Source organism: Streptomyces sp. NPDC092952 (assembly GCF_044754785.1).
Classification (GTDB): Bacteria; Actinomycetota; Actinomycetes; order Streptomycetales; family Streptomycetaceae; genus Streptomyces.
Map to the genome: position 1 here is coordinate 107,531 of NZ_JBIVPT010000003.1, position 21,683 is coordinate 129,213.

Annotated in this window: 18 protein-coding genes, 1 tRNA gene and 1 pseudogene; 10 read left to right on the forward strand and 10 right to left on the reverse strand. The window is 70.2% G+C overall.

The annotated features are described in order from the left end of the window. Positions 1 to 112 precede the first annotated feature (112 nt). On the forward strand, positions 113 to 3,445 hold the full coding sequence (locus tag ACIQGQ_RS08165; protein ID WP_402392221.1) for a hypothetical protein: 3,333 nt from the start codon (positions 113 to 115) through the stop codon (positions 3,443 to 3,445). Continuing rightward, on the forward strand, positions 3,442 to 3,852 hold the full coding sequence (locus tag ACIQGQ_RS08170) for a hypothetical protein (protein WP_402392223.1): 411 nt from the start codon (positions 3,442 to 3,444) through the stop codon (positions 3,850 to 3,852). Before ACIQGQ_RS08165 ends, ACIQGQ_RS08170 begins: the two co-directional genes overlap by 4 nt. Positions 3,853 to 3,922: 70 nt before the next feature. Here the strand turns inward: ACIQGQ_RS08170 and ACIQGQ_RS08175 are convergent, their stop codons facing one another. The 6 genes from ACIQGQ_RS08175 to ACIQGQ_RS08200 all read right to left on the reverse strand — a co-directional run bounded on the left by ACIQGQ_RS08175 (position 3,923) and on the right by ACIQGQ_RS08200 (position 11,986). After that, positions 3,923 to 5,203 carry a cytochrome P450 gene (locus ACIQGQ_RS08175; protein ID WP_402392225.1) on the reverse strand — a complete coding sequence of 427 codons (1,281 nt, stop codon included), beginning with the start codon at positions 5,201 to 5,203 and terminating at the stop codon, positions 3,923 to 3,925. Beyond that, positions 5,200 to 5,976, reverse strand: a complete 777-nt coding sequence (locus ACIQGQ_RS08180; RefSeq protein ID WP_402393381.1) for an alpha/beta fold hydrolase — start codon at positions 5,974 to 5,976, stop codon at positions 5,200 to 5,202. The genes ACIQGQ_RS08175 and ACIQGQ_RS08180 overlap by 4 nt, the downstream gene beginning before the upstream one ends. A gap of 132 nt (positions 5,977 to 6,108) precedes the next feature. Continuing rightward, entirely contained in the window at positions 6,109 to 8,184 is a 2,076-nt protein-coding gene (locus ACIQGQ_RS08185) for an ATP-binding protein (protein ID WP_402392227.1), read from the reverse strand. Continuing rightward, entirely contained in the window at positions 8,181 to 8,984 is an 804-nt protein-coding gene (locus ACIQGQ_RS08190) for a DUF4255 domain-containing protein (protein ID WP_402392229.1), read from the reverse strand. The genes ACIQGQ_RS08185 and ACIQGQ_RS08190 overlap by 4 nt, the downstream gene beginning before the upstream one ends. A 28-nt stretch (positions 8,985 to 9,012) precedes the next feature. Next, positions 9,013 to 11,103 (reverse strand): VWA domain-containing protein, encoded by a 2,091-nt coding sequence (locus ACIQGQ_RS08195; RefSeq protein WP_402392232.1) that lies wholly within the window; start codon positions 11,101 to 11,103, stop codon positions 9,013 to 9,015. A 256-nt stretch (positions 11,104 to 11,359) separates the two neighbouring features. After that, positions 11,360 to 11,986 carry a response regulator transcription factor gene (locus ACIQGQ_RS08200; protein ID WP_352273936.1) on the reverse strand — a complete coding sequence of 209 codons (627 nt, stop codon included), beginning with the start codon at positions 11,984 to 11,986 and terminating at the stop codon, positions 11,360 to 11,362. Positions 11,987 to 12,195: 209 nt separating this feature from the next. Between ACIQGQ_RS08200 and ACIQGQ_RS08205 the strand changes: the two genes are divergently transcribed. After that, positions 12,196 to 13,515 carry a hypothetical protein gene (locus ACIQGQ_RS08205; protein WP_402392234.1) on the forward strand — a complete coding sequence of 440 codons (1,320 nt, stop codon included), beginning with the start codon at positions 12,196 to 12,198 and terminating at the stop codon, positions 13,513 to 13,515. Between the two features lie 111 nt (positions 13,516 to 13,626). On the opposite strand, the gene ACIQGQ_RS08210 is transcribed toward ACIQGQ_RS08205, so the two are convergent. Beyond that, positions 13,627 to 14,451, reverse strand: a complete 825-nt coding sequence (locus ACIQGQ_RS08210) for a DUF4157 domain-containing protein (protein ID WP_402392236.1) — start codon at positions 14,449 to 14,451, stop codon at positions 13,627 to 13,629. Between the two features lie 231 nt (positions 14,452 to 14,682). On the opposite strand from ACIQGQ_RS08210, the pseudogene ACIQGQ_RS08215 reads away from it, so the two are divergent. After that, a pseudogene (locus ACIQGQ_RS08215) lies at positions 14,683 to 15,306 on the forward strand (HhH-GPD-type base excision DNA repair protein). A gap of 9 nt (positions 15,307 to 15,315) precedes the next feature. On the opposite strand, the gene ACIQGQ_RS08220 reads toward ACIQGQ_RS08215, so the two are convergent. Continuing rightward, positions 15,316 to 16,860, reverse strand: a complete 1,545-nt coding sequence (locus ACIQGQ_RS08220; protein WP_402392239.1) for a helicase HerA-like domain-containing protein — start codon at positions 16,858 to 16,860, stop codon at positions 15,316 to 15,318. 399 nt (positions 16,861 to 17,259) lie between these two features. Between ACIQGQ_RS08220 and ACIQGQ_RS08225 the strand changes: the two genes are divergently transcribed. Together ACIQGQ_RS08225 and ACIQGQ_RS08230 are read left to right on the forward strand one after the other, a co-directional pair. Further along, entirely contained in the window at positions 17,260 to 17,556 is a 297-nt protein-coding gene (locus ACIQGQ_RS08225) for a type II toxin-antitoxin system VapB family antitoxin (RefSeq protein ID WP_072488263.1), read from the forward strand. Positions 17,557 to 17,735: 179 nt separating this feature from the next. After that, positions 17,736 to 18,338: a LytR C-terminal domain-containing protein gene (locus tag ACIQGQ_RS08230; RefSeq protein ID WP_402393383.1), complete on the forward strand. Its 603-nt coding sequence runs from the start codon at positions 17,736 to 17,738 to the stop codon at positions 18,336 to 18,338. A gap of 103 nt (positions 18,339 to 18,441) precedes the next feature. On the opposite strand, the gene upp is transcribed toward ACIQGQ_RS08230, so the two are convergent. Then, positions 18,442 to 19,077 carry a uracil phosphoribosyltransferase gene (gene upp / locus ACIQGQ_RS08235; protein ID WP_366288271.1) on the reverse strand — a complete coding sequence of 212 codons (636 nt, stop codon included), beginning with the start codon at positions 19,075 to 19,077 and terminating at the stop codon, positions 18,442 to 18,444. Positions 19,078 to 19,180: 103 nt separating this feature from the next. Between upp and ACIQGQ_RS08240 the strand changes: the two genes are divergently transcribed. From ACIQGQ_RS08240 to ACIQGQ_RS08255, 4 genes are all read left to right on the forward strand, one after another. Continuing rightward, entirely contained in the window at positions 19,181 to 19,450 is a 270-nt protein-coding gene (locus ACIQGQ_RS08240) for a hypothetical protein (protein ID WP_402392242.1), read from the forward strand. 230 nt (positions 19,451 to 19,680) lie between these two features. Then, complete coding sequence (locus ACIQGQ_RS08245) at positions 19,681 to 20,292, forward strand: hypothetical protein (RefSeq protein WP_402393386.1); 612 nt, start codon at positions 19,681 to 19,683, stop codon at positions 20,290 to 20,292. A 99-nt stretch (positions 20,293 to 20,391) separates the two neighbouring features. Continuing rightward, a complete protein-coding gene (gene tadA / locus ACIQGQ_RS08250; RefSeq protein WP_402393388.1) occupies positions 20,392 to 20,820 on the forward strand; it encodes a tRNA adenosine(34) deaminase TadA in 429 nt (142 codons plus the stop codon). Positions 20,821 to 20,865: 45 nt separating this feature from the next. Next, positions 20,866 to 20,950 (forward strand) — tRNA-Ser (locus ACIQGQ_RS08255). A gap of 87 nt (positions 20,951 to 21,037) precedes the next feature. Here the strand turns inward: ACIQGQ_RS08255 and ACIQGQ_RS08260 are convergent. Continuing rightward, entirely contained in the window at positions 21,038 to 21,661 is a 624-nt protein-coding gene (locus ACIQGQ_RS08260; protein ID WP_402392245.1) for a TetR family transcriptional regulator, read from the reverse strand. Positions 21,662 to 21,683 lie beyond the last annotated feature (22 nt).

Genomic DNA, 21,683 nt, shown 5'->3' on the forward strand with positions numbered 1-21,683 from the left:
CGCTTCCGCCCCCGGGCCCGACCGCGCGGGGGATGCCGCCCGCCGCGAGAGCGTCCCTCTTCCTCGTGCGCCCGGTCTCCAGCGTCTTCAGCGTGCGGCGGGGAATCGTGCGGTGTCCCGGCTGGTCGCCCAGCGCTACACCCCACCCGTCAAGCCCTCCCCCGCCCAGGCCCCCGGGTTCCGGAAGGTGAAGGCCGACATCGCGGCGAAGAAGACCCGTCTGTCCGTCCACGCCCCCGCCGCCACCGAGTCGAAGTCCGCCCAGGACGCCGCCGTCGCGCCCCCCGACGACAGGGAAGCCCAGGGCAAGGCCGCCAACACGGAGAAGATGAACGCCGCGAAACCCGGCGAGTTCAACAAACAGGCCTTCATCGACGCCGTGAACAAGGCCATCGACGCCCAGGGCCCCAAGAACCTCGACCAGGCCGACAAGTTCTCCAAGTCCGGCAAGGCCGACCAGATCAAGAACGACGTCGACAGCAAGGTCACCGACGGAAAGACCGCCTCCGCCAAGGACATCGACACCACCACCAAAGCCCCGCCCGACACCACGGCGGCCAAGGACAAACCCGTCACCCCCCTCACCCCCGACCAGCCACCACCCAACCCCGGCGCACCCCCCGCCACCGACGCCGTCCCCGACAAACAGCCCGCTGCGGTCACCGACTTCTCCCAGGGCCCCGCCGCCAACGACCAGGCCATGGCCGACGCCGAGGTCACCGAGGACCAGCTCGCCAAGGGCAACGAACCCGAATTCGACCAGGCCCTGTCCGCGAAGAAGACCGCCGAGACCGACTCCGCCAAAGCCCCCGCCAAAGGGAAGGCGGCCGAGAACCAGCAGCTCACCACGGCCAAGGCCGGTGCGGCCGCCTCCGGGACCAGGGCACTGACCGCCCTCACCGCCACCCGCGCCTCGGCCGGGAAACACGTCGACGGCGGCAAGAGCGAAACCAAGACCCGGGACGAGAAACGGCGGGCCGAGGCCACCGCGAAACTCCAGAAGGTCTACGACATCACGAAGAAGGACGTCGAGACCACCCTCACCGACCTCGACAAAAAGGTCGACACCGCCTTCACCACCGGTGAGAAAGCCGCCCGGGACGCGTTCACCGCCGACCACAAACGCCGCATGAAGGCCTACAAGGACAAACGCTACTCAGGCATGTTCGGCGGCGCGAAATGGGCCAAGGACAAACTCATGGGCATGCCGAAGGAGGCCGACAACCTCTTCCAGGAAGCCCGCAAGCTCTACGTGGCGAAGATGCAGACCGTCATCTCGTCCGTCGCCGACGTCATCGGCACCGAACTCGGCCGCGCGAAGACCCGCATCGCCAAGGGGCGGGCCGAACTCAAGGCAGAGGTCGACAAACTCCCCGCCGACCTCAAACAGTTCGGCCAGGACGCCGCCACCGACTTCGCCGGGAAATTCGACGACCTCGAATCCACCGTCAATGAAAAGTCCGAACAGCTCGTCCAGGACCTCGCCCAGAAATACACCGCCGCCCTCAACAAGGTCGACGAGGAGATAAAGAAACTCCAGGAAGCCAACAAGGGCCTGGTCGACAAGGCGAAGGACGCGATCGTCGGCGTCATCAAAACGATCAACGAACTCAAGAACCTCCTCCTCAACATCCTCGCCAGGGCCGCCGCCGCGATCATGAAGATCATCAAGGACCCCATCGGGTTCCTCGGCAACCTCGTCAAGGCCGTCGGCGCCGGACTCCACCTCTTCATCACCAACATCGCCGACCACCTCAAAACAGGCCTCGTCTCCTGGCTCCTGGGCACCGCCGTCAAAGCCGGCCTCGAACTCCCCCAACGCTTCGACCTCAAGGGCATCATCCAGCTCATCGGCGCCCTCCTCGGCCTCACCTGGGCCAACATCCGCACCCGCATCACCCGAAAGGGCATCCCCGAACAAGCCCTCACCACCATCGAGACCTCCGTCCCCGTCGCGAAGAAACTCGCCACCGAAGGCCCCGCCGGCGCCGTCAACGAAATCACCCAAGAAGCAGGCGACCTCAAAGCCACCATCCTCGAAAAACTCACCACCTACCTCATCCCCACCGTCCTCATCGCCGGCATCACCTGGATCATCTCCCTCCTCAACCCCGCCTCCGCCTTCGTCCGCGCCGTCAAAGGCATCATCGACATCGTCACGTTCATCGTGAACCAGGGCGCCCAGATAGTCGACTTCGTCAACGCCGTCCTCGACGCCGTCACCGCCATCGCCAACGGCGGCACAGCCGGCGTCCCAAAAATTATCGAAACCGCCCTCGCCACCAGCATCCCGTTGTTGATCGGCTTCCTCGCCTCACTCCTCGGCATCAGCGGCCTCGCCAACAAAGTCAAATCCGTATTCCACACCGTCGCCAAACCCGTCAACCGCGCCATCGACAAAATCGTCACCTTCATCGCCAGAAAAGGCAAAGCCCTCTGGAACAAACTCAAAGGCCAGAAACAAAATCACCAAGACGAGGCGATTCCACAGGACGGGAAAACCAAAGATCAGGATCGGGAAAGGCGCCTCAAAGCAGCCATCCACGATGCGCAATCTCTCATGGTGCGACCTGGCGCAACCACCGATTCCGTAAAGAATCAACTGGATTCCATTCGGCGGCGCTACAACCTTAAATCCATTGACCTGGATAGCGGATCCGGCCACGAAATAAGCGTCACGGCACGAATAAATCCGCAGCTGACGAGTGATTCAAGGAAAATACCTTCCGCCGCAGAACTTTCCGCCATAAGAGGACTCGCAAAGCAGGTTGCCCAGCTCTGGCGGATCAACGGAGTGGCAGAAGAATTCAAGAAAGCGGGCCGCTCGAAGAAGCGCGAAATAATAATGGAATCCGACTCTTACCGCCGCCCATCCGGCTCAAGCAATGCCCCAACAATCCGAGTTGGAGACCTCGTGGAAGCTGCAGCAGAGCCGGGACTGCAACGAATCGCCGATGCAATCGGCGGAACTCTACTGGTCAGCCCAACCCTCTACCTGTGCGACACGGGCGGACAACCACTAGGTGGACAGGTAGATGAAATCGACTTCATCTTGATCGGAAAAGAAGAGGTTCACGTAGTAAGCGCCAAAGTAAATAGGAGGCAATTTTCAAGCGTCACGGACCAGCGAAAGCTCGATCTATACCGGAGAATACCCGATAATCCGGCTGCCTCTAATTTCGCCGCCAGCTACTTGGGGTGGGGAAATGGAAGGATGAAAGACCGATCTCGCGCCGTAGGGGCCCTAGTATCCTGCAAAGGCATGGCACCCATTCGAGTGGATGCGTTCAGATCCCGCTACCTTAGCCGAGAGCAGACGAAGAACATTGTCATCGAACCCGTGAGCCCTGGGCCGGAAACGGGAGGACCAGGATATACGTTACGCCAGGATCTTGCCGATCTGATCGAGGTATACATCAAAGAAATCTCGAAGGAGCTAATATGAAGTTTGACTATTGGCACATCCGGCGCTCCTTCCGCCTCGTCGACATGAGAGAGGGCGATATACTCCCTTTCGGGAAACCCCCTTATGTAATCGGAGAAGTTGTAACGTGCCCCGAGCCGCTATGGCGAACAGTCGTCTCTACGGCCAATTCTCTTGGGGCATCCGATTCACTCACTCAATGGACATGGAAGAAACCTCTTCCACCACAAGAGGCACAAATCGTCAGCCAATTCCTCGAAAATTTAATCAACCACCTAAAAGAGGGTGAGAGTCTCCAATACCCGGAAGATCAAGACGATGATGACCTATTGGATAAAAGCACCGTCATGACCTTCATTCAATCTCTCGGCGATCTCCTCACGCTTGCCGCCCAACGAAGTAGCATCACTGAGACCTGGAGCGAGTAGCCCCCAGCACCTTCATTCGAATTTGTGTTGGAAAGTTAATGACCGTCTGTGCGCAAATCGCCTGACCGAGTCAGAGCTGGCTGCCACGCACCCGCACCGGCAACGACTTCACCCCGTTGATGAAGTTCGACACCAACCACCTGGGCGGGGCTGCGAGTTGGAGTCGCCCCGGAGGCAGGACCCGGCACACCTCCTCGTACAGAGCGCTCAGCTGCAAGCGCGCAAAATGCGCGCCCAGGCAGACATGCGGGCCGTCGCCGAAGGAGACGTGAGGGTTGGGGGTGCGGGTGAGGTCCAGGGTGAAGGGGGACGGGAAGACGCGTTCGTCGTGGTTGGCGGAGGCGTGGAGGACTACCACCTTGTCGCCGGCGCGGATGCGGGTGCCGGACAGCTCCGTGTCCTGGGTGGCCGTGCGGCGGAAGGTGAGGACCGGGGGATGGCGGCGGAGGAGTTCGTCCACGGCCGTCGCCGTCCCCGCCTCGCCCTCGCACAGGCGGCGGTACTCGTCCGGGTGTTCCGCCAGCAGGCTCAGGCCGCCGGGGGCCGCGCTGCGTACCGTGTCGTTGCCCGCGACGACCAGGAGGAAGAAGAACATCTCCAGTTCGAGCGCGGTGAGTTCGGGATCCGTGGCCAGGGCCGTCATCACGTCGTCGGCCGGGTGACGGCGTTTGTGGGCGGCCAGGGCGTGGGCGTAGTCGAACATGTCGCGCAGGGCCGACGGGGAGCGGGGGTTGACCGGTTTCCCGTCCGGGCCGAGGGGCGGCGTGCCGGCCTCGTCGGGGTCCTGGTAGCCGATGACGCGTTGCGTCCAGTGGAGCAGGAGCGCGCGGTCGGTGTCCGGTACGCCGAGCAGATCGGTGAGGTTGAGCAGCGCGTAGTCGTCGGTGACGTGGGCGACGAGGTCGCAGGTGCCGTCGCCCGCCCGTGCCTCGGCGACCGCGCGGGTGAGGAGGGTACGGGCCCGTTCGCGTACGACCGTTGCGAAGTGGTCGACGCGCTTCGGGGTGAAGGCACGGCTGACCAGGGTGCGCAGGCGGCGGTGGTGCGGCGGGTCCTGGTTGAGCATCATGCGGCGGATGAACGGCAGGTCGGCGGGGTCCGGGTCGCGGATCTGGGTGGCGCCCAGGTACGAGGAGAACGTCGCGGAGTCCTTCAGCACCCGCACCACGTCCGCGTGTCTGCTGACTGCCCAGAAGCCGGGTCCCTCCGGCCAGCCGAGCACCTCCGGCTCCTCCTGCCACGCCACCGGGTGGTGGTCGCGCAGGACGCGGTAGCGGTCGTGCGGGACGCCCTGCCCGTACAGCCTCGGGTCGAAGACCTGCGGGGCGGCGGCGGGCACGGAACCGCTCACGCGTCCGCCCGCAGGAAGTCCTCCACCACCCGGATCAGGTCGAGCGGGGTCTCGTCCATCGCGTAGTGGCCGCACCCCGGCAGCTCCACCAGCTCGCCCTTCGGGTACCAGCGCATCCAGGTGGCCCGCTGCAACTCCGCCGACAGCGCCGGGTCCAGGGCACCCGCCACGGCGAGGGCCGGTACGGGCGAGCCCTCGATCCGGTCGTGGAAGTCCTCGTTCGCCCAGGAGTCCAGCCAGGCCCGGAACGCCTTCGCGTCGCTGCACTCCACCGAACGGCGCACCATCCGGTCCAACCAGCCGGCCGGGCGGCGGCCACCGGTGGTGGTGTCGAGGATGGTCCGACGGTTGGCCGGGGTGTCGGCTGCCCCGGCGAAGAGTTCCCACTGCTCGGGCGGGAGCGGCAGCCCGGAGGCGGGGACCGGCGAGACCCCGACGATCCTGCGCACCCGCTCCGGAGCGGCGGCCAGCACCCGCTGGACGACCGATCCGCCCATCGAGTGGCCAATCAGCGAGAACCGCTCCCAGCCGAGCCGGTCGGCCAGCGCGAGCACGTCCCCGGCGCCCTCTGCCGTGGTGTACGCGCCGTCCGCGCCGCGGGCCTCGCCGTATCCGCGCAGGTCCACCACGGCGTAGGTGAACGAGCCGAGGTCGAGGTCGGGCAGCACGGGGGCGTACGCGGAACGGTCGGCGAGCCAGCCGTGCACCGCGATCACCTTGTGCGGGCCCTCGCCGTGCAGCTCGTGGGGCAACTCGTGGGGCGGAACGGGCAGTGCGGTCACGCTGACTCCCATGGCAGTACGGATGTGCGTACAGGTACGGGTACGGAGGGAACGGCTCACCGGTTCGGGACCACGGTCGCGCCAACTCCGCACCCGCGCAATAGGGCCCGCGCCGACCGGCTCTCAGGCCAGCAGCTCCAGGTACGGGCCGAACTCCGAGGCCAGGGTGAGCCGGCCCAGCTTCTGGTATTCGCGCTGGACGGCGTGGATCAGGGTGGGCATCGTCACCGGTTCGCCGGTGTCCGCGGCCAGGTACGCGGCGGTCACCGCGATCGAGCGGATGTTGCCGCCCGCCAGCTCGAAGTTCTCCGCGCAGAACGCCAGGTCCAGGTCGGTACCCCGGGGGAGCAGCGGGCCCAGGCAGCGTTCCCAGAGGACGTGGCGCTGCTCGGGGTCCGGGACCGGGAAGTCGACGACGAGGTCCAGGCGGCGGGTGAAGGCGTCGTCCAGGTTGGCCCGGAGGTTGGTGGCGAGGATGGCCAGGCCGTCGAAGGACTCCATGCGCTGGAGGAGGTAGGCGCTCTCGACGTTGGCGTAGCGGTCGTGGGCGTCCTTGACGTCCGAGCGCTTGCCGAAGATCGCGTCCGCCTCGTCGAAGAGGAGGACGCCGTTCACGCCCGCCGCCTCGGAGAAGATCCGTTCCAGGTTCTTCTCGGTCTCGCCCACGTACTTGTCGATGACCGTCGCGAGGTCGACGGTGTAGAGGTCCAGGCCCAGGTCGGCGGCGATGACCTCGGCCGACATCGTCTTGCCGGTGCCGGAGTCGCCCGCGAAGAGCGCCGAGACGCCGCGGCCCCGGCCGCCGCCCGGTCTCATGCCCCACTCCCCCAGGACCCGGTCGCGGTGGCGGGCGCGGGCGGTGAGTTCGCGGAGCTGGGCACGGGTGTCGGGCGGGAGCACCAGGTCGTCCCAGCCGACGGCGGGTTCGATGCGGCGGGCCAGGCGGTCCAGGCCCGCCGCGTTCTGGGCGCGGGCGCCCTGGCGTACGTGGTCGGGGGTGAGGGTGCCGCCGTCCAGGTGGGTGGTCTGGGCGGCGCCCCGGGCGGCGCGGGTGATCTGTTCCGGGGTGAGCAGGAAGGGCGAGAGCAGCCGGTCCACGTCGACGGCCGGGGGGACGGGCGCGTCGTACGCGTCGGTCCAGAGGGCCGCCCTGGTGGCGGGTTCGACGCGCGGGGCGTGCAGGAGCAGGGGAGGGGCGGCGGACCAGGCCGCGTCCCAGGGGGCCCGGCCCACCAGGACCGTGGGGACCGGGGTGCCGGTGAGCAGCCGCAGGAGTCCGGGGTGGTCGCGGGCGACGGCGTCGAGCGGGGCGCAGACCAGGCCCGCGCCGGTCAGCCGGGCCTCCCGGACCAGGGCGCGGACGGCCTCGGCGGGGGCAGGGTCCTCGGCGAGGCGGGCCAGGTCCAGGCCGAGGACCCGGTGGCCCGCGCAGGTCAGCGCGGAGGCCGCGAGGGCGGTGCCGGCGCCGCCCTGGTCCTCGCGGAGGTAGGCGAGCGGGACACCGCGGGCGAACGCCCCGGCGAGCGGGACCGGGTCGCCGACGCCGGGCACGGCGTGCCACGGGGCGAGCAGGTCCGCGAGGCGCGGGTCCGGGGTGTCGTCGCCCAGCAGGTGGGCGGTGACCCGGTCGGGGACCCGCAGCGCCCGGCTGAGGAACGGCCGGTCCAGGTCCTCGACGAGCAGCAGGCGGCCCTCGCGGAGCGGTCCGCGGGCCGCGAGCCGGCCGCGCGCCTCCTGGTCGGCGGGGGACAGCCCGCACAGGCCGAGGGCGAGGCCGATGGAGGGGCGGCGGCGGGTGACGTCGTCGTTGAGGTAGCCGTAGAACGCCTCGAAGCGGTCGTCGAGATCCGGTACGAGCGTGATGAGCAGGATCTCGACGTCGAGATCGGTCAGGCCGAACTCGGCGGCCAGCGAGGTCAGCCTGGACTCCGGCCCCGTCCCCGGCCCGGACCCGTCGCCCGGCCCCACCCCCACCCCGTCGCCCGCTTCGTGCACGGGCACCGGGTCCGGGAATGCGCGGGCTCCGGACTCGTCCAGCAGCCGGGCGATGCTCTCGTCCGTGAGGTAGAGGCCGCGGAAGGCGTCGTCCGGCTCCGGATCGGTGAGCTGCCGGGCCTCGACCGCCCGCCGGATGCGCTGTTCCACGGCCACCGCGCGGGCGAGGAGATGGCGCAGGTTCGGATCACCCACGGTGGTCATTCAGCACTGTCCTCCGTAGTCCCCGTTCCCGCGGCCTCCGCCCCGGCCCCCGCGCGTCCGTTGCCCGCCCTCCGGGTCTCCGTGATGCGGAGGGACAGCCCGCGCCGTCGCTCCCCGTCGGGGACCCGCCCGGCGGGCGTTCCGGACGGCCGCCCCGGGCGCCCTCCGTACACCGGGAGCCTGCCGCGCCCCGGCATCGGTTCCGAGACGGGTTCGGCGCGCTCGGGCATGTCCCCGAACCGGGCCTCCAGCCCCTCGTCGCCCACCGGCGGCCCGACCGCGTAGCTCGGCGACGCGGTCACGGGCACGCTGACGACCAGGTCGAGCGAGGGTTTCAGCTCCCCGCCCAGCGCACTCCACACGTCCGCGAACGAGCGGTCCTCGGGCGGCGGCAGCGCGATCGACATCGGCACCGGTGCCCCGATCTCCGCCAGGGTGCCCGCCATCCGGTCCGGCGGCAGCGCCTCGTACCGCAGCAGGCAGCCCAGCAGGGACGAGAGCAGCCGGTGTTCGTCCTCCGGGCGCTTGGTCCACGCCGTGATCAGGTACGACAGCTTGAAGAACCGGGGCGGGCGGCGCCGCGCGACGATCGTGCCCCGTTCGTCGTAGTCGTTGTGCAGACCACGCTCGCGTCTGCGCATGTCCTCACGGATGTCGTACAGGTACAGATTGACCATCGGCGCGTTGACCTTCGCCGCCCACTCCCGGGTCGGGGCGTCGAAGACGACCGCGATCTGGCCGCCGCCAAGCACTTCCGCCCTGATCAGGGCGCGCAGCACGTCATCGACTTCGTGGATCACCCGGTCACCCCCGTGCGGTCGGCGGCGCTCATGCGCGGCCCGCGAAGTCCGGCGGCTGGAGGTTCCGCTGCACCACCAGGACCGGTTTCTGGAGCCGGGCCAGGTCGCGCGAGTCCACTCGCAGGACGCGCGGCCCCAGCTTGTCCTTGCGCAGGACCAGGACCTGCACCTCGAAGGTGCCGTCACGGCCCACCACGGCCGTGGTTCCACCGGGTGTGATGCCGATGTTCCACGTGAAACGTACCGTCGCCCCCGGCGGATAGTCCTTGCCCCGGGCCAGCACCGGCTGCCCCGGTTTGGCGACCTGCGGGGTGACGGTCAGCGAGGGCTTCAGGACGCGGAGCCGGTCGGTGTCCTGGTTGTTGGTCGTACGGCGGTCCGGCAGCGTGCCGCGCACAGTGGCCCGTACGTCCCCGGTGACCGCCGCGCGGTACGTGGCGTTCTGGGTCACCTCGATACGGCCGCCGGACGGCACCGTGCAGGGCTTCGCCGCCGTGCAGCGGGTCAGCGCGGGCAGAGTACGGTCCTCCGCCTTGGCGGTCTTCGGCCAGGTGGTGCCGAGGACCACGCCCGTCGCCGGGTCCGGACCCGCGTTGGTGATGGTGAAGCGGGCATGGGCCTGGCGCCCGGTGTACGTCCGGTCGGGGCTGACGTCGGCCTTCACCGCCAGGTCCGCCGAGGGCGGGACGGGGGGTTCCAGGACCTCGATCCGGGCACTGTCCGTGCCCGTGTTGCCCGCCGAGTCGGTCGCCGTGCAGGTCACCGTCGTGACGCCGACCGGGAAGAGCGAACCGGAGGCGGGCTCGCAGGTCACCGGGAGCGCGCCGTCGGTGGCGTCCTCGGCGGTCGCGGTGTACGTGACGTGGGCGCCGCCCTTGTCCTCGGCGCGGACGGTCAGGTCGTCGACGGTGACGACGGGGGCGGCGATGTCGTTCACGTCGATGTTGATCTGCTCCTGGAAGTCCGGGTCGGCGGCCGCGGCCGGCCCGATCGCCTCCGCTCCCGGGGCCTGCGTCCCCATCAGGAACTGCACGGTGCAGCTCAGTCTGGTGCCCTGGGGCGCGTCGGCGGAGACGTCGATGTTCTCCGCGAAGTGCGCGGTCTCGCCGCTGGTGAGCTGCCGGGTCGGCGGATCGAGGCTGACGGAGAGGTGCGGGTCGCAGTTGTCGAGGCGGTAGCCGACGCTGGTGGGGAGGTTGCGGAAACCCTCGATGATGGCGTCGACGGTGTCGTCGCCCTCGATGCCATCCACCATTCGCCCGTTGGTGGCGGCCGCCATCCGCCGTGCCTGGTCCGGCTCGTGCTTCTTGTCTTTCTCATAACCGGGTATCTGGCCATTGCCGTTGAGGCCGTCGCCGAGAACGCTGTTCAGCCCCACCGCGATCAACCGCGCCCCGGCGTCCTGAAGGGCGAACTGCGCGTCGCTGAAGCTCACCTTGTAGTTGCTGGGGTCATGGCTGGAGGCATCACCGACCAGCACGACGACCGGGCTGGAGTCGGGGCGGAACACGGTCTTCCCATCGCCTCCGTTGGCCAGCTTCCACAGGGCGTACAGCCAGTCCTCGGGCGGGCCCAAGCTGTAGCCACCCATGTCCGACGTGAGCTGGTTGACGCCGGTCTGCACCTCTCCCAGGTCGTACGTCAGCCCTTGGAGCACCTTGAAGCCCGCGTCGGGGTCGACCTGCTGGTCACCGAAGGTGGCCACGGCGAAGCGGGACTCGGGCTGTTCGTCACGGATCGCCTTGGTGATCTCGGGGATACGCTCCTTCACCCGCTGGATCGGCGTATCCATGCTGCCGGTGCCGTCCACCAACAGCACCACGTCCGGCCTCGGCGGGATCACCGGCGTACGCACCTGCTTGTCCACACCGGTGGAGCCGCCCGGGTCGACCGCGTCGGTGAACTCGGCCGGTGTGACCCAGGGTTCGGGCACGTCGACCGACGGCGCCCCGGCGGTGACGGCCGAACCGGGCGCGATGCCGGTGGCCACGAGCAGCAGCGCGAGCGCCGGGACCCGGAGCGCGGCGAGTGTCCGGCGCCGCCCGGACGCCCGCCCGCCCGGCCACCGCCTACCCGCCCGTGACCGCGACGTCCGCCGAAGCGGCTGTAACCAGCGCACGGAAGCCTCCCCGTCCTCGCCCGACCCGACGCACCGGACGCCGGTCGGCACACCGGGCGTCAGGGTCCCGCGCGGACGGGCGAGGCGCAGCGGTCCGGAAGTCACACCCCCGGGAAGCCCCCACTGCCCGAAAGGGCACAGAGCCCCGGAGGAACACCGCCGGGCCGGGTCGAGCCAGGCCGAGCCAGGCCGGGCCAGGCCGAATCAGGCCGAATCAGGCCTAAGGGCTGTCCAAGTCAGTCCGGGCCGGGTCGGCTCAGATCAGCCCCTGCCGCATCGCGTACGCCACCGCGTGCGAGCGGTTCCGCAGTTGCAGCCGGGTCATCACCGAGTGCAGCACGTTCTTGATGGTGCGTTCGGAGTACGAGAGCTTCGTGGCGATGTCCGCGGTGTCGTACCCCTCCGCGACCAGCCTCAGCACATCCACCTCGCGGGCCGCGAGCCCCGTGAAGTGCAGCCCGCGCGGGCCGAGCACCTGTCCCTGGAGGCGTCCGACCTCCTCCAGCAGCCGCCCCAGCAGGTCGGACGGGAGATGCCCCTCGCCCCGCGCCACCGTGCCGATCACCTGCACCAGATGCTCCGGCGTCGATTCGGAACGCCTGACCACTCCGGCGACACCGCACTCCGCGGCGCTCACCAGCTTCTGTTCGTCGATGTCCGTGGTCACCAGAACGGTGCGCGAGGTGCTGGTGCGCTGAATATGCCGCAGCATCGTCAGCACCGCTTCGTCGACCGCGTCCACGACGACGATCACAATCTGCGGAGAGGACTCCCCTTCCCCCCACTCCACCACGCTGACCTCGGGACGCGTACGTAATTGACTGGCCACGCCCGCCTGCGAGATCGGGTCCTGGGCTCTTAACGCGACAGTGGTGCGATCCATGGCAATGCTCCCCCTGGGCAACAGCCGATGGCATCACGTCGAACACAACCAACACGGCTGTTTCGTCTGCCTCATTCGCCTGAGGCGGTCAAAAGATGCCCGCCTTTCCTTAGAGGGAAACAAGAAAGCCGATCCGGGCACGGAATCTGCCCGAATGTGTTCCTTCACAGCCGATGCCGACGACCGGAACCGAACCTACGGTGCGCCCTATGAGTCTCACGGCAAGCCTCGACGAGGCATCCGTCACGGCCGCACCGGGCGAGGAGACCACTCTCCCCCTGCGGATCCTCAACTCCGGCAGCACCGTGGAGGAGTACCGCTTCGAGGTGCTCGGTGCCTGTGCCGCCTGGTCGACGGTGGAGCCGGCCACGCTCTCGCTGTACCCGGGCGACTCCCGGACCGTCTCCCTCAAGCTGCGACCGCCCAGGGACTCGACCGTGCCCGCGGGGGAGACGACCTTCGGCATCCGGGTGGTCCCCACCAGCGAACAGGGCGACGCGGTGGTGCCCGAGGGGCGGGTCACCGTGCTCCCCTTCGTCGAGACGACCGCCGAACTCGTACCGCGCAGCTCGCACGGCGCCTGGGGCGGACGGCATCAGCTCGCCGTCGACAACCGGGGCAACGCCCCGCTCACCGTCCGGCTGGGAGCCCAGTCCGGCACCGAGCGGGCCCGGGTCTCGTTCACGGCGGAGTCCCTGCTGATCGAGCCCGGCCGGGCGGACTTCGGCAGGGTACGGATACGCCCCGCCAAGCGCGTATGGCGCGGCATCCCGGTCACGCACCCCTTCCAGCTGGTCGCCACCCCGGAGGTCGGCGAGGACCAGGCCCCGGTCGCACCGGTCGTCGTGGACGGCGTCTACCAGCAGGAACCCATCCTGCCGCGCTGGCTGCCCCGGGCCCTGATCCTGGCCGCCGTGCTGCTGATCGCGCTGGCGGGACTCTGGTACGCGCTGCTGCGCCCGGCCGTGAAGTCGGCGGCCCGGGAGGCGGTCACCCCGGAGGCGGTACGGTCCGCCGCCGCGGCCGACAAGAGCAAGGCCCCCGAGAAGGGCGGATCGGCGGGTGCCTCGGGCGGCGGCGACTCCTCCGGGGCGAACGGCGGCTCGCCGAAGCCGAGCCCCTCACCGAGCTCCGGCGCCTCGTCCGGCGCCGGAGCCACCACCCCGACCAGCGCCCAGGTGCAGGTCAGGGACTCGGTGGGCGGCGGCCCGAACACCGGGACCGCGCTCCAGGTGCCCAGCGGGCACACCTTCGAGCTGACCGACATCGTGGTCCAGAACCCGCAGGGCGACGCGGGGACGCTGGAGATCTCGGCGGGCCGGGGCGCGCCCCTGTTCCGGCTGGCGATGGAGAACTTCCGGGACTCCGACTACCACTTCGTCACGCCGATCATGGTGCCCGCCGGCGGCAAGGTCACCATGACCGTCGACTGCCACAAGATCGGAAAGCCGGTGAACGCGCCCACGCCCTCGCGGTGTTCGGAGTCGCTCCTCCTCGGCGGGACGATGAAGACGAACGCGGCGGACTGAGACCGGCCGGCCCCACCAGCTCCTCCGAGCGACCGGCGACAAGGAGCAAGGGGCCAGAGGCCAGGGGCACGGAAGCAAGCGGCAAGGAACCAAGGGACAAGAGGCTCCGGCTCACTCGGCCGGGGCCTCTTCCTCCTCCTCGCCGCCCTCCTTCGCCCGCTGCACGAAGGAGCCCTGCACGTCGGCAGGCTGCTCGTCCTCGTCCTCCGTCGCGGCCCGCTGCACGGCCGCCGGACCCGCGGCGGAAGCCGGTGCGGGCGCGGGGGTCTCCGTGGCGGGCGCCGGGGCCGGGTCCGCCAGCACCCGGTCCGCGTTGGCGACGGCCTCCCGCTCGAACCGGTCGGACGGGTCGCTGACCCGGATGCCGCCCGCCGTCTCCGTACCGTCCACCGGGCCGTTGCGCTGCTGGATCACATGGGTCAGCTCATGGGCCAGGGTGGTGCGCCCCTGCGGCGAGGCGGGGTCGTAGGCGTCCCGCTGGAAGACCACGTTGTTGCCGACCGTGTACGCGTGTGCCCCGACGCCCTTCGCGGAGTCGTGGGCGGCGGAGTCGGTGTGGACGCGTACGTCGGAGAAGTCCGCGCCCATCCTGGCCTCCATGTCGGCCCTGGTGTCGGTGTCCAGCGGCGCCCCGCCGCCCGAGGAGACCACGTCGTGCACGGGGGAGCGCTCCTCCGCCCCGGGCTCCTCCCCGGCCGCCTTCTTGCGCTGGAGCATCGCCCCCACGGCGCTGTTGCCGACCGACCGCTGGAGCACACCCATGCCGCCGGCACCGACCACGTCGGCCCGTCCGGCCGCCGCCGCGCGGTAGAGCCGCCCGGTGTCCGCGGCCTCCCGCACCTCGGGGGTCCGCGCGGCAGGCACGGACTCGTCGTGCCCGTGGTCGTGCCCCGCGTGGTCGTGGTCGTGCTCCTGGTCCCATTCCTGTGCGTGCATCGTCATCTCCCCTGCCCGCGCCCCGGCCGGGAGCGCGTCATGATGGCCTCACCGCTCCACCATCACGACGCCGCCCGTGCCCCGTCCAGCCCGGACCCCGCCGGCCGGGGGCAGCCGGTCCTGCCCGTTCGGGCACCCGTCCGGGCCGTGCCCGGCCCGCCCGTACGGCGAACGGGCGCACCGGCCACCGGTGAAGTGGCCGGGCCGCACCGTCGTCGCGATGATCGGAGCATGACCCGGAGCGACAAGGACCGGCCGCCGCACGCCACCCTGCGGATCGCCCAGGAGCCGGAGGCCGACGCACTCCTCTCCCGCAGCCCGCTCGCCGCACTGGTGGGCATGTTGCTGGACCAGCAGGTGCCGATGGAGTGGGCATTCAGCGGCCCGTACTCCCTGGCCCAACGGATGGGCCGGGACGATCTGGACGCCCATGAGATCGCCGCCCGGGACCCCGAGGCGTTCGCCGAACTCTTCACCACCAAGCCCGCCCTGCACCGCTACCCCGGCTCCATGGCCAAGCGGGTCCAGCAGCTGTGCCAGTACCTGGTCGCGGAGTACGACGGCGACGCGAGCGCGGTGTGAACGGGCGCGTCCGACGGGGCCGACCTGCTCGAGCGGCTGAACGCGCTGCCCGGCTTCGGCACCCAGAAGGCGCAGATCTTCCTGGCCCTCCTCGGCAAGCAGTTCGGCGTACGGCCCAAGGGCTGGCGCGAGGCGGCGGGCCCGTACGGGGAGGCCGGCTCGCACCGCTCGGTCGCCGACATCACCGGCCCGGAGTCGCTCGCCGAGGTGCGCGCCTACAAGCAGCACCTCAAGCAGGCGGCCAAGACCGCCAAACGCGCCGCCGGGAAGTGAGGGCCGCCGCTACCGCCTGCGCCGGGCCGTACCGAAGAGCGACCGCGAGATCTCCCGCCCGAGCTGCGTCCCCACGGAGCGGGCCAGCGACCGGAACATCCCGCTCGACACCACCTGCTCGACCAGCGAGGTGTCCTCCTCTGCGGCCCTCCCCCGCGCCGCCGTCCCGGCCTCCCGCCGCTCGGCCTCCCTGCCCTCCCGGCCGTCCCCCGCGGGAGGAGCGCTCAGCCTCTCGTACGCCGACTCCCGGTCCACCGCCTGCGCGTACCGCCCGTACAGCGGCGAGGCCCGCACCGCCGCGTCCAGCTCGGCCGCCGGGTACGGCCCCATCAGGGAGCCCGGCGCCCGCAGCCGGACGGCGGCGACCGGCGTCGGCGCGCCGCTCTCGCTCAGCACCGTCACCACGGCCTCGCCGGTGCCCAGCCCGGTCAGCACCTCCTCCAGGTCGTACGGCGACTTCGGGAAGGTCTTCACCGTCGCCCGCAGCGCCTTCGCGTCGTCCGGGGTGAAGGCGCGCAGCGCGTGCTGCACCCGGTTCCCGAGCTGCCCGAGCACCTCCGGAGGCACGTCGCGCGGTGTCTGCGTGACGAAGAAGACGCCCACGCCCTTGGAACGGATCAGCCGCACGGTCCGGGTGATCGATTCCAGAAAGGCCGCCGAGGCCCCGTCGAAGAGCAGATGCGCCTCGTCGAAGAAGAAGACCAGCTTCGGCCGGTCGAGATCGCCGACCTCCGGAAGATCATGGAAGAGATCGGCAAGCAGCCACATCAGAAAGGTGGAGAAGAGCTGCGGCCGGTCCTGCACCGCCGCCAATTCCAGTACGGAGACGATCCCGCGCCCGTCCGGTGCCTGCCGCAGGAACTCCGTCGTATCGAATTCCGGTTCCCCGAAAAAATCACCGGCGCCCTGCTGTTCGAGTGCGGTCAACGCTCGGAGGATCACTCCTGCGGTGGACGGGGAAAGTCCGCCGATCTCCTTGAGTTCCGCCTTTCCGGTGTCCGACACGAGAAACGCGACCACCGCCCGGAGATCCTTCAGATCCACCAACTCCAGCCCCTTGGCGTCGGCGTAATGGAAGATCAGGCCCAGCGACTCCTCCTGCGTCCGGTTGAGCCGCAGCACCTTGGCGAGGAGTACGGGGCCGAAGCTGGTGACCGTGGCCCGGAGCGGAATGCCGGGGCCGATGCCGCCGAGCGCGTAGAACGCGCAGGGGAAGCCCTCCGGCCGCCACTCCTGTCCCACCTGGGCCGCCCGTTGTCCGACCTTCTCGCCCGGTGTGCCCGGGGCGGCGATGCCCGAGAGGTCGCCCTTCATGTCGGCGAGGAAGACGGGCACGCCCTCGGCCGAGAGCTGCTCGGCGATCAGCTGGAGCGTCTTGGTCTTGCCGGTCCCCGTGGCGCCCGCGACGAGTCCGTGCCGGTTGAGCATCGCCAGCGGAATCCGGATCCGCGCGGCGGGCAGACAGTCCCCGTCCCAGAGCAGCGCGCCCAGGTCGAGCCCGGCCCCGGCGACGGCGTACCCCGCGACGATCCCCCGCACCGGCTCCGGCAGCACTGCACTCCCGTCCCCGCCACCACTCCCGTCACCGCCGCCGCTTCCGCCCCCGTCCCCCGCGCCCGTACCGGCCCCGGATCCGGCGCCCGCATCCCGTACGCCCGCGCCCGTGGGCCGCGGCGCGCCCGGGCCCGCACGTTCACCCACCCGTTCGCCCGTATCTCCCCCGGCGCCCCCGGCCCCGTCCGGCGGCACGCCGTCGGACGCGCCCCGGCCGGGCCCCGGACCAGCCCCAGAACCGGCGTCCGGCCCCGGACCGTTGCCCGTACCGCCGTTCGCGCCATCGCTGTCACTCATCAGGGCCCCATTCCGGAATGCCTGCATTTGTGGCGTTCTCGCCAGCATCGCAGTCCGGGCCCATGGCTGCGCCCGGAGGCTCTTGCCCGGTAGGCTTTCCGTGTGATCTTCAAGCGCATCGGAAATGGGCGGCCTTATCCCGACCACGGCCGGGAAAGCACCCGGCAGTGGGCGGACGTCGCGCCGCGCCCGGTCCGCCTCGATCAGCTGGTGACCACCAAGGGCAACCTGGACCTCGAAACCCTCCTCGCCGAGGACTCGACGTTCTACGGCGACCTGTTCGCGCACGTCGTGAAGTGGCAGGGCGACCTCTACCTGGAGGACGGGCTGCACCGCGCGGTCCGCGCCGCGCTTCAGCAGCGTCAGGTCCTGCACGCCCGGGTGCTCGAACTCGGCTGACCGAAGCGGCCCCGCCCCCGCGGCCCGGGAGCGGGCGAGCCCCTGTACGGCCCGCAGGCCGCCCCGGGGTTCGTTCGGGTGCATTCACACCCGGACGGGTGCGATCCGTTGATCATTTAGTAGGCATCATCACCGAGCCGCACTACGCTGCGCCCATGAGCATGCTCACTCCCCCCGGCATGGGCGGAAAGTACCGCATCACCGGAAACACCTACCCACGGATGCGCCGCCCCCGAGGCCGCGGCAGACTGATCCTGGCCGCCACCGCCTCCGTGGCCGCCCTCGGGCTGGCCGGCTGGGGCACGATGCAGCTCATCGACGTCTTCACCGGCGGCGACCGGAAGGCCGACGCCGCGGACCACAAGACGGACTGCCCGACCGCCCGGCCGTCCACCTCCACCGCCCACGCGAAGGCACTGCCGAAGCCCTCGAAGATCACCGTCAACGTCTACAACGCGACGACCCGCAGCGGGCTCGCGAAGCAGGCCGCCGACGAGCTGAAGAAGCGCGGTTTCGCCATCGGCAAGGTGGGCAACGCCCCGGCCGAGTACGACAAGAAGGTCCCCGGTCCCGGTGTGCTGCTGGGCGCCCCCTCGGCCACCAACGACTCGTTCCCGGTGCTCGGAACGCAGCTGCACGGTGCCACACCGAAGACCGACGCCCGCAAGACGGCGGACGTCGATCTGATCCTCGGCAAGAAGTTCACGGCGTTCGACACGCCGAAGGCGGCGGCCGCGGCCCTCGCCGAGCTGGCGAAGCCGGCCCCCGCCCCGTCCTGCTGACGGCTGCCGGGCCGGTCCCGGCAGCCGCACACGTCGCAGGAGTCTCCAGGGGATGTCTGACACATGCCTGCGGCGTCACCCGCACTCATTCATCAGACACCCCCTAGTCGACCGTGCCGTACATCCGGTCGCCCGCGTCACCGAGGCCCGGCACGATGTAGCCGTTCTCGTTGAGCCGCTCGTCGATCGAGGCGGTCACCACCGTCACCGGCGTACCGGCCAGCTCGCGCTCCATGACCTCGACACCCTCCGGCGCCGCGAGGAGCACGACCGCGGTGACGTCGTCCGCACCGCGCTCGATCAGCTCGCGGATGGCCGCGACCAGCGTGCCGCCGGTGGCCAGCATCGGGTCCAGGACGTACACCTGGCGGCCCGAGAGGTCCTCCGGCATCCGGGTGGCGTACGTCTCGGCCTTGAGCGTCTCCTCGTTGCGGATCATGCCCAGGAAGCCGACCTCGGCGGTGGGCAGCAGCCGCACCATGCCGTCGAGCATGCCCAGACCGGCCCGCAGGATCGGCACGACCAGGGGTCGCGGGTACGAGAGCTTCACGCCGGTCGTGGTCGTGACCGGGGTCTCGATGTCGACCTGTTCGGTACGCACGTCCCGGGTGGCTTCGTAGGCGAGCAGGGTGACCAGCTCGTCGGCGAGGCGCCGGAACGTCGGCGAGTCGGTGCGCCTGTCGCGCAGGGTGGTGAGTTTGTGCGCGACCAGTGGATGGTCGACGACGTGGATCCGCATGGACTCAACAGTAACCGGGCCTCTCGCACCCGTGCGCTGGCATCAACCGCATGTTCGGGGGGAAGGTGGGGGCATACGGACCCAGCCTTGGGGTGATGGATCGATGCCGGACGGCGACAAGCGGAAGCGAAGGCGGACCCAGCCGGACGCGCAGGACCCGCCGGGCTCGCGGGAGCTTCCGGGTCCCGAGGCCCCCAGGGACCCCGACGACGCCGACGGCCCCGAGGAGAGCGCCGCGGCCCGGCGTCGGCGCCGCGCCCAGTTCCTGCGCGAGCTCCACGAGGCGAAGGCGCTCCGCGACCGCGTCCAGCCCCGGCGCGCGCGGGCGGCCCGGATGCGCCAGGCGATGCGCATGCGTACCTTCCGCTGGTAGCCGCGCGGCGTCGCACCGGTGGCCGCACGGTGCCCCACCGGTGACCGTACGGTGCCCGGCGTCCCTCTGCTGGCCGCGTCCAGGAGAACTGATGGCCGACGCAACGGCCGAACTCCTCTCCCGAACGCCTAGTTTCTGCCACGATTCCGATTGGGCGGGACTCAGGACAGCCGGGCCACCGGATGCCCTCCCGCCGGACCGACGCCCCTATGACCAGTGGGAGAGTCACGGTGTACTTCGCCGCACTGCTCGCGCGCACCGAAGACGGGTGGGAAGCGAGCGACACGGAACTCGACGATGTGGAAACCCTGTCCGACCTGACTGATCTGGCCCGTGACGCCTCGGTGGACGAGGACACGGTGCTCGTCTTCATCGAGCAGGAGGACGCCTGGTTCGGCGTCGTCCGGGTGGATGGCGAGGACGACCCCCGGATCTTCGTCTCGGACGCCACCGCCGCCGCCCGTTCCTCGTACGGGGAGATCCTGCTCACCGACGAACTGCTCGGCCGCGAACCCGGGGCCGAGGACACGATCGCCGCCCTCGAAGAGCTCGTCGGCCTCGACGGCACGGAGGACGGCGAACCGGACACGAACCCCGACAACAACTCCGACACCGATACCGACACCGGCTCCGACACCGACACCGACTCGGACGACCCGGACGACCCGGACGACGGATACGGCGCCGACGCCGACGCCGTACCGGCGGGCCCGCTCGGCGACACCCTCGTCCTGGCCGACCTCGGGCTCCCCGAGGCCGAGCTCCTGATGCTGCGCACGGACGTCCTGGCGGAGATCGCGGAAGCGCTGGGCGCGGCCGAGGTCCTGGAGACCGTCCGTTAAGGTCCGCGGGTGAGTGAACCACCGCACCCGCACCACCCGCACCACCCGCACGAAGCGCGCGAACCGTACGACCCCGTGAGAGACCCGTGGCGGGCGCACATGCGCCGCGCCCTGGCCGAGGCCGATCTGGCGGCGCGGGCCGGCGATGTGCCGGTCGGCGCCGTCGTCCTCGGACCGGACGGCGCCCTGCTCGCCACGGGCCACAACGAACGCGAGGCCACCGGCGACCCGACCGCGCACGCCGAGGTCCTCGCCCTGCGCCGGGCCGCCGCGTCCCTCGGCGAGTGGCGCCTCACCGGATGCACCCTGGTGGTCACCCTGGAACCCTGCACGATGTGCGCGGGCGCCCTGGTCCAGTCCCGGGTGGACCGGGTGGTCTACGGGGCCCGCGACGAGAAGGCGGGCGCGGCCGGCTCCCTCTGGGACCTCGTACGCGACCGCCGTCTCAACCACCGGCCCGAAGTGATCCAGGGCGTGCTGGAAGCGGAGTGCGCGAGCCTGCTGACGGCCTTCTTCCGCACCCGCTGAGAACCGATTTCTTTTACCGGCCCGCGATGGTCTAAGCTCTCTCTCGGTAGCGTGTCCGAGCGGCCGAAGGAGCTCGCCTCGAAAGCGAGTGTGGGGAAACTCACCGAGGGTTCAAATCCCTCCGCTACCGCTCTTGATGAAGGGCCCGACGCATCGCGTCGGGCCCTTCGAGTTTCCCTCCCCGCACCCCCGGCCCGCTCCGGACGGAGGGCTCGGGTCAGGGCTCGTCCGGCGGATCGAAGTAGGTCTGGAGCGCCGGACCCAACTCGGCCGCGATCTCGTCCACCGAGGCGGAGGCCACCGGCTCCAACTCCAGTACGAAGCGGGCCATGGCCAGCCCCATGAGGCTGGAGGAGATCAGCACGACCCGCAGCCCGGCGGTCTCCCCGGTGACCACGTCGGCCAGCGCAGCGCGCATGGATTCGGCCGCGAACTCCCGCAGCACTTCGCCCGCCTGCGAGTTGATGGCGGCCGAGCGGAGCATGATCAGCATCTGCGGGCTCACGGAGAGGTCCGCCCACAGCCCGAGGTGCGCCCGCACGACGCGCTCGCCGAGGCCGGCCCGGTCTCCCGGCACCGCCCCGGCGATGGCGTCGGGCATCTTGACGGGCACCTCGAGAGCGCTGAGGAACAGGTTCTCCTTGGTCTTGTAGAAGTGGTGGACGAGCGACTGGTCCACTCCCGCCGCGTCCGCGATGCGGCGCACGCTCGTCGCGTCGTACCCCCGTTCCGCGAAGCAGGTACGGGCTGCGGCCAGGATCTCCGCCCGGGTGGTGTTCTCCCCGGGGCGTCGCCCACCGGCGTGCCGTTGATCAGGGGCGGTGACGGGCTCTGCGGTCATGGCCCCCAGCATACAACTCAGC

Excerpts from the sequence above, each read along its gene's own strand:
- ACIQGQ_RS08170 (WP_402392223.1), top strand. The coding sequence starts at position 3,442 with ATGAAGTTTGACTATTGGCACATCCGGCGCTCCTTCCGCCTCGTCGAC.
- ACIQGQ_RS08185 (WP_402392227.1), bottom strand. The coding sequence starts at position 8,184 with ATGACCACCGTGGGTGATCCGAACCTGCGCCATCTCCTCGCCCGCGCG.
- ACIQGQ_RS08200 (WP_352273936.1), bottom strand. The coding sequence starts at position 11,986 with ATGGATCGCACCACTGTCGCGTTAAGAGCCCAGGACCCGATCTCGCAG.
- ACIQGQ_RS08205 (WP_402392234.1), top strand. The coding sequence starts at position 12,196 with ATGAGTCTCACGGCAAGCCTCGACGAGGCATCCGTCACGGCCGCACCG.
- ACIQGQ_RS08210 (WP_402392236.1), bottom strand. The coding sequence starts at position 14,451 with ATGCACGCACAGGAATGGGACCAGGAGCACGACCACGACCACGCGGGG.
- ACIQGQ_RS08230 (WP_402393383.1), top strand. The coding sequence starts at position 17,736 with ATGGGCGGAAAGTACCGCATCACCGGAAACACCTACCCACGGATGCGC.
- upp (WP_366288271.1), bottom strand. The coding sequence starts at position 19,077 with ATGCGGATCCACGTCGTCGACCATCCACTGGTCGCGCACAAACTCACC.
- ACIQGQ_RS08240 (WP_402392242.1), top strand. The coding sequence starts at position 19,181 with ATGCCGGACGGCGACAAGCGGAAGCGAAGGCGGACCCAGCCGGACGCG.
- tadA (WP_402393388.1), top strand. The coding sequence starts at position 20,392 with ATGCGCCGCGCCCTGGCCGAGGCCGATCTGGCGGCGCGGGCCGGCGAT.
- ACIQGQ_RS08260 (WP_402392245.1), bottom strand. The coding sequence starts at position 21,661 with ATGACCGCAGAGCCCGTCACCGCCCCTGATCAACGGCACGCCGGTGGG.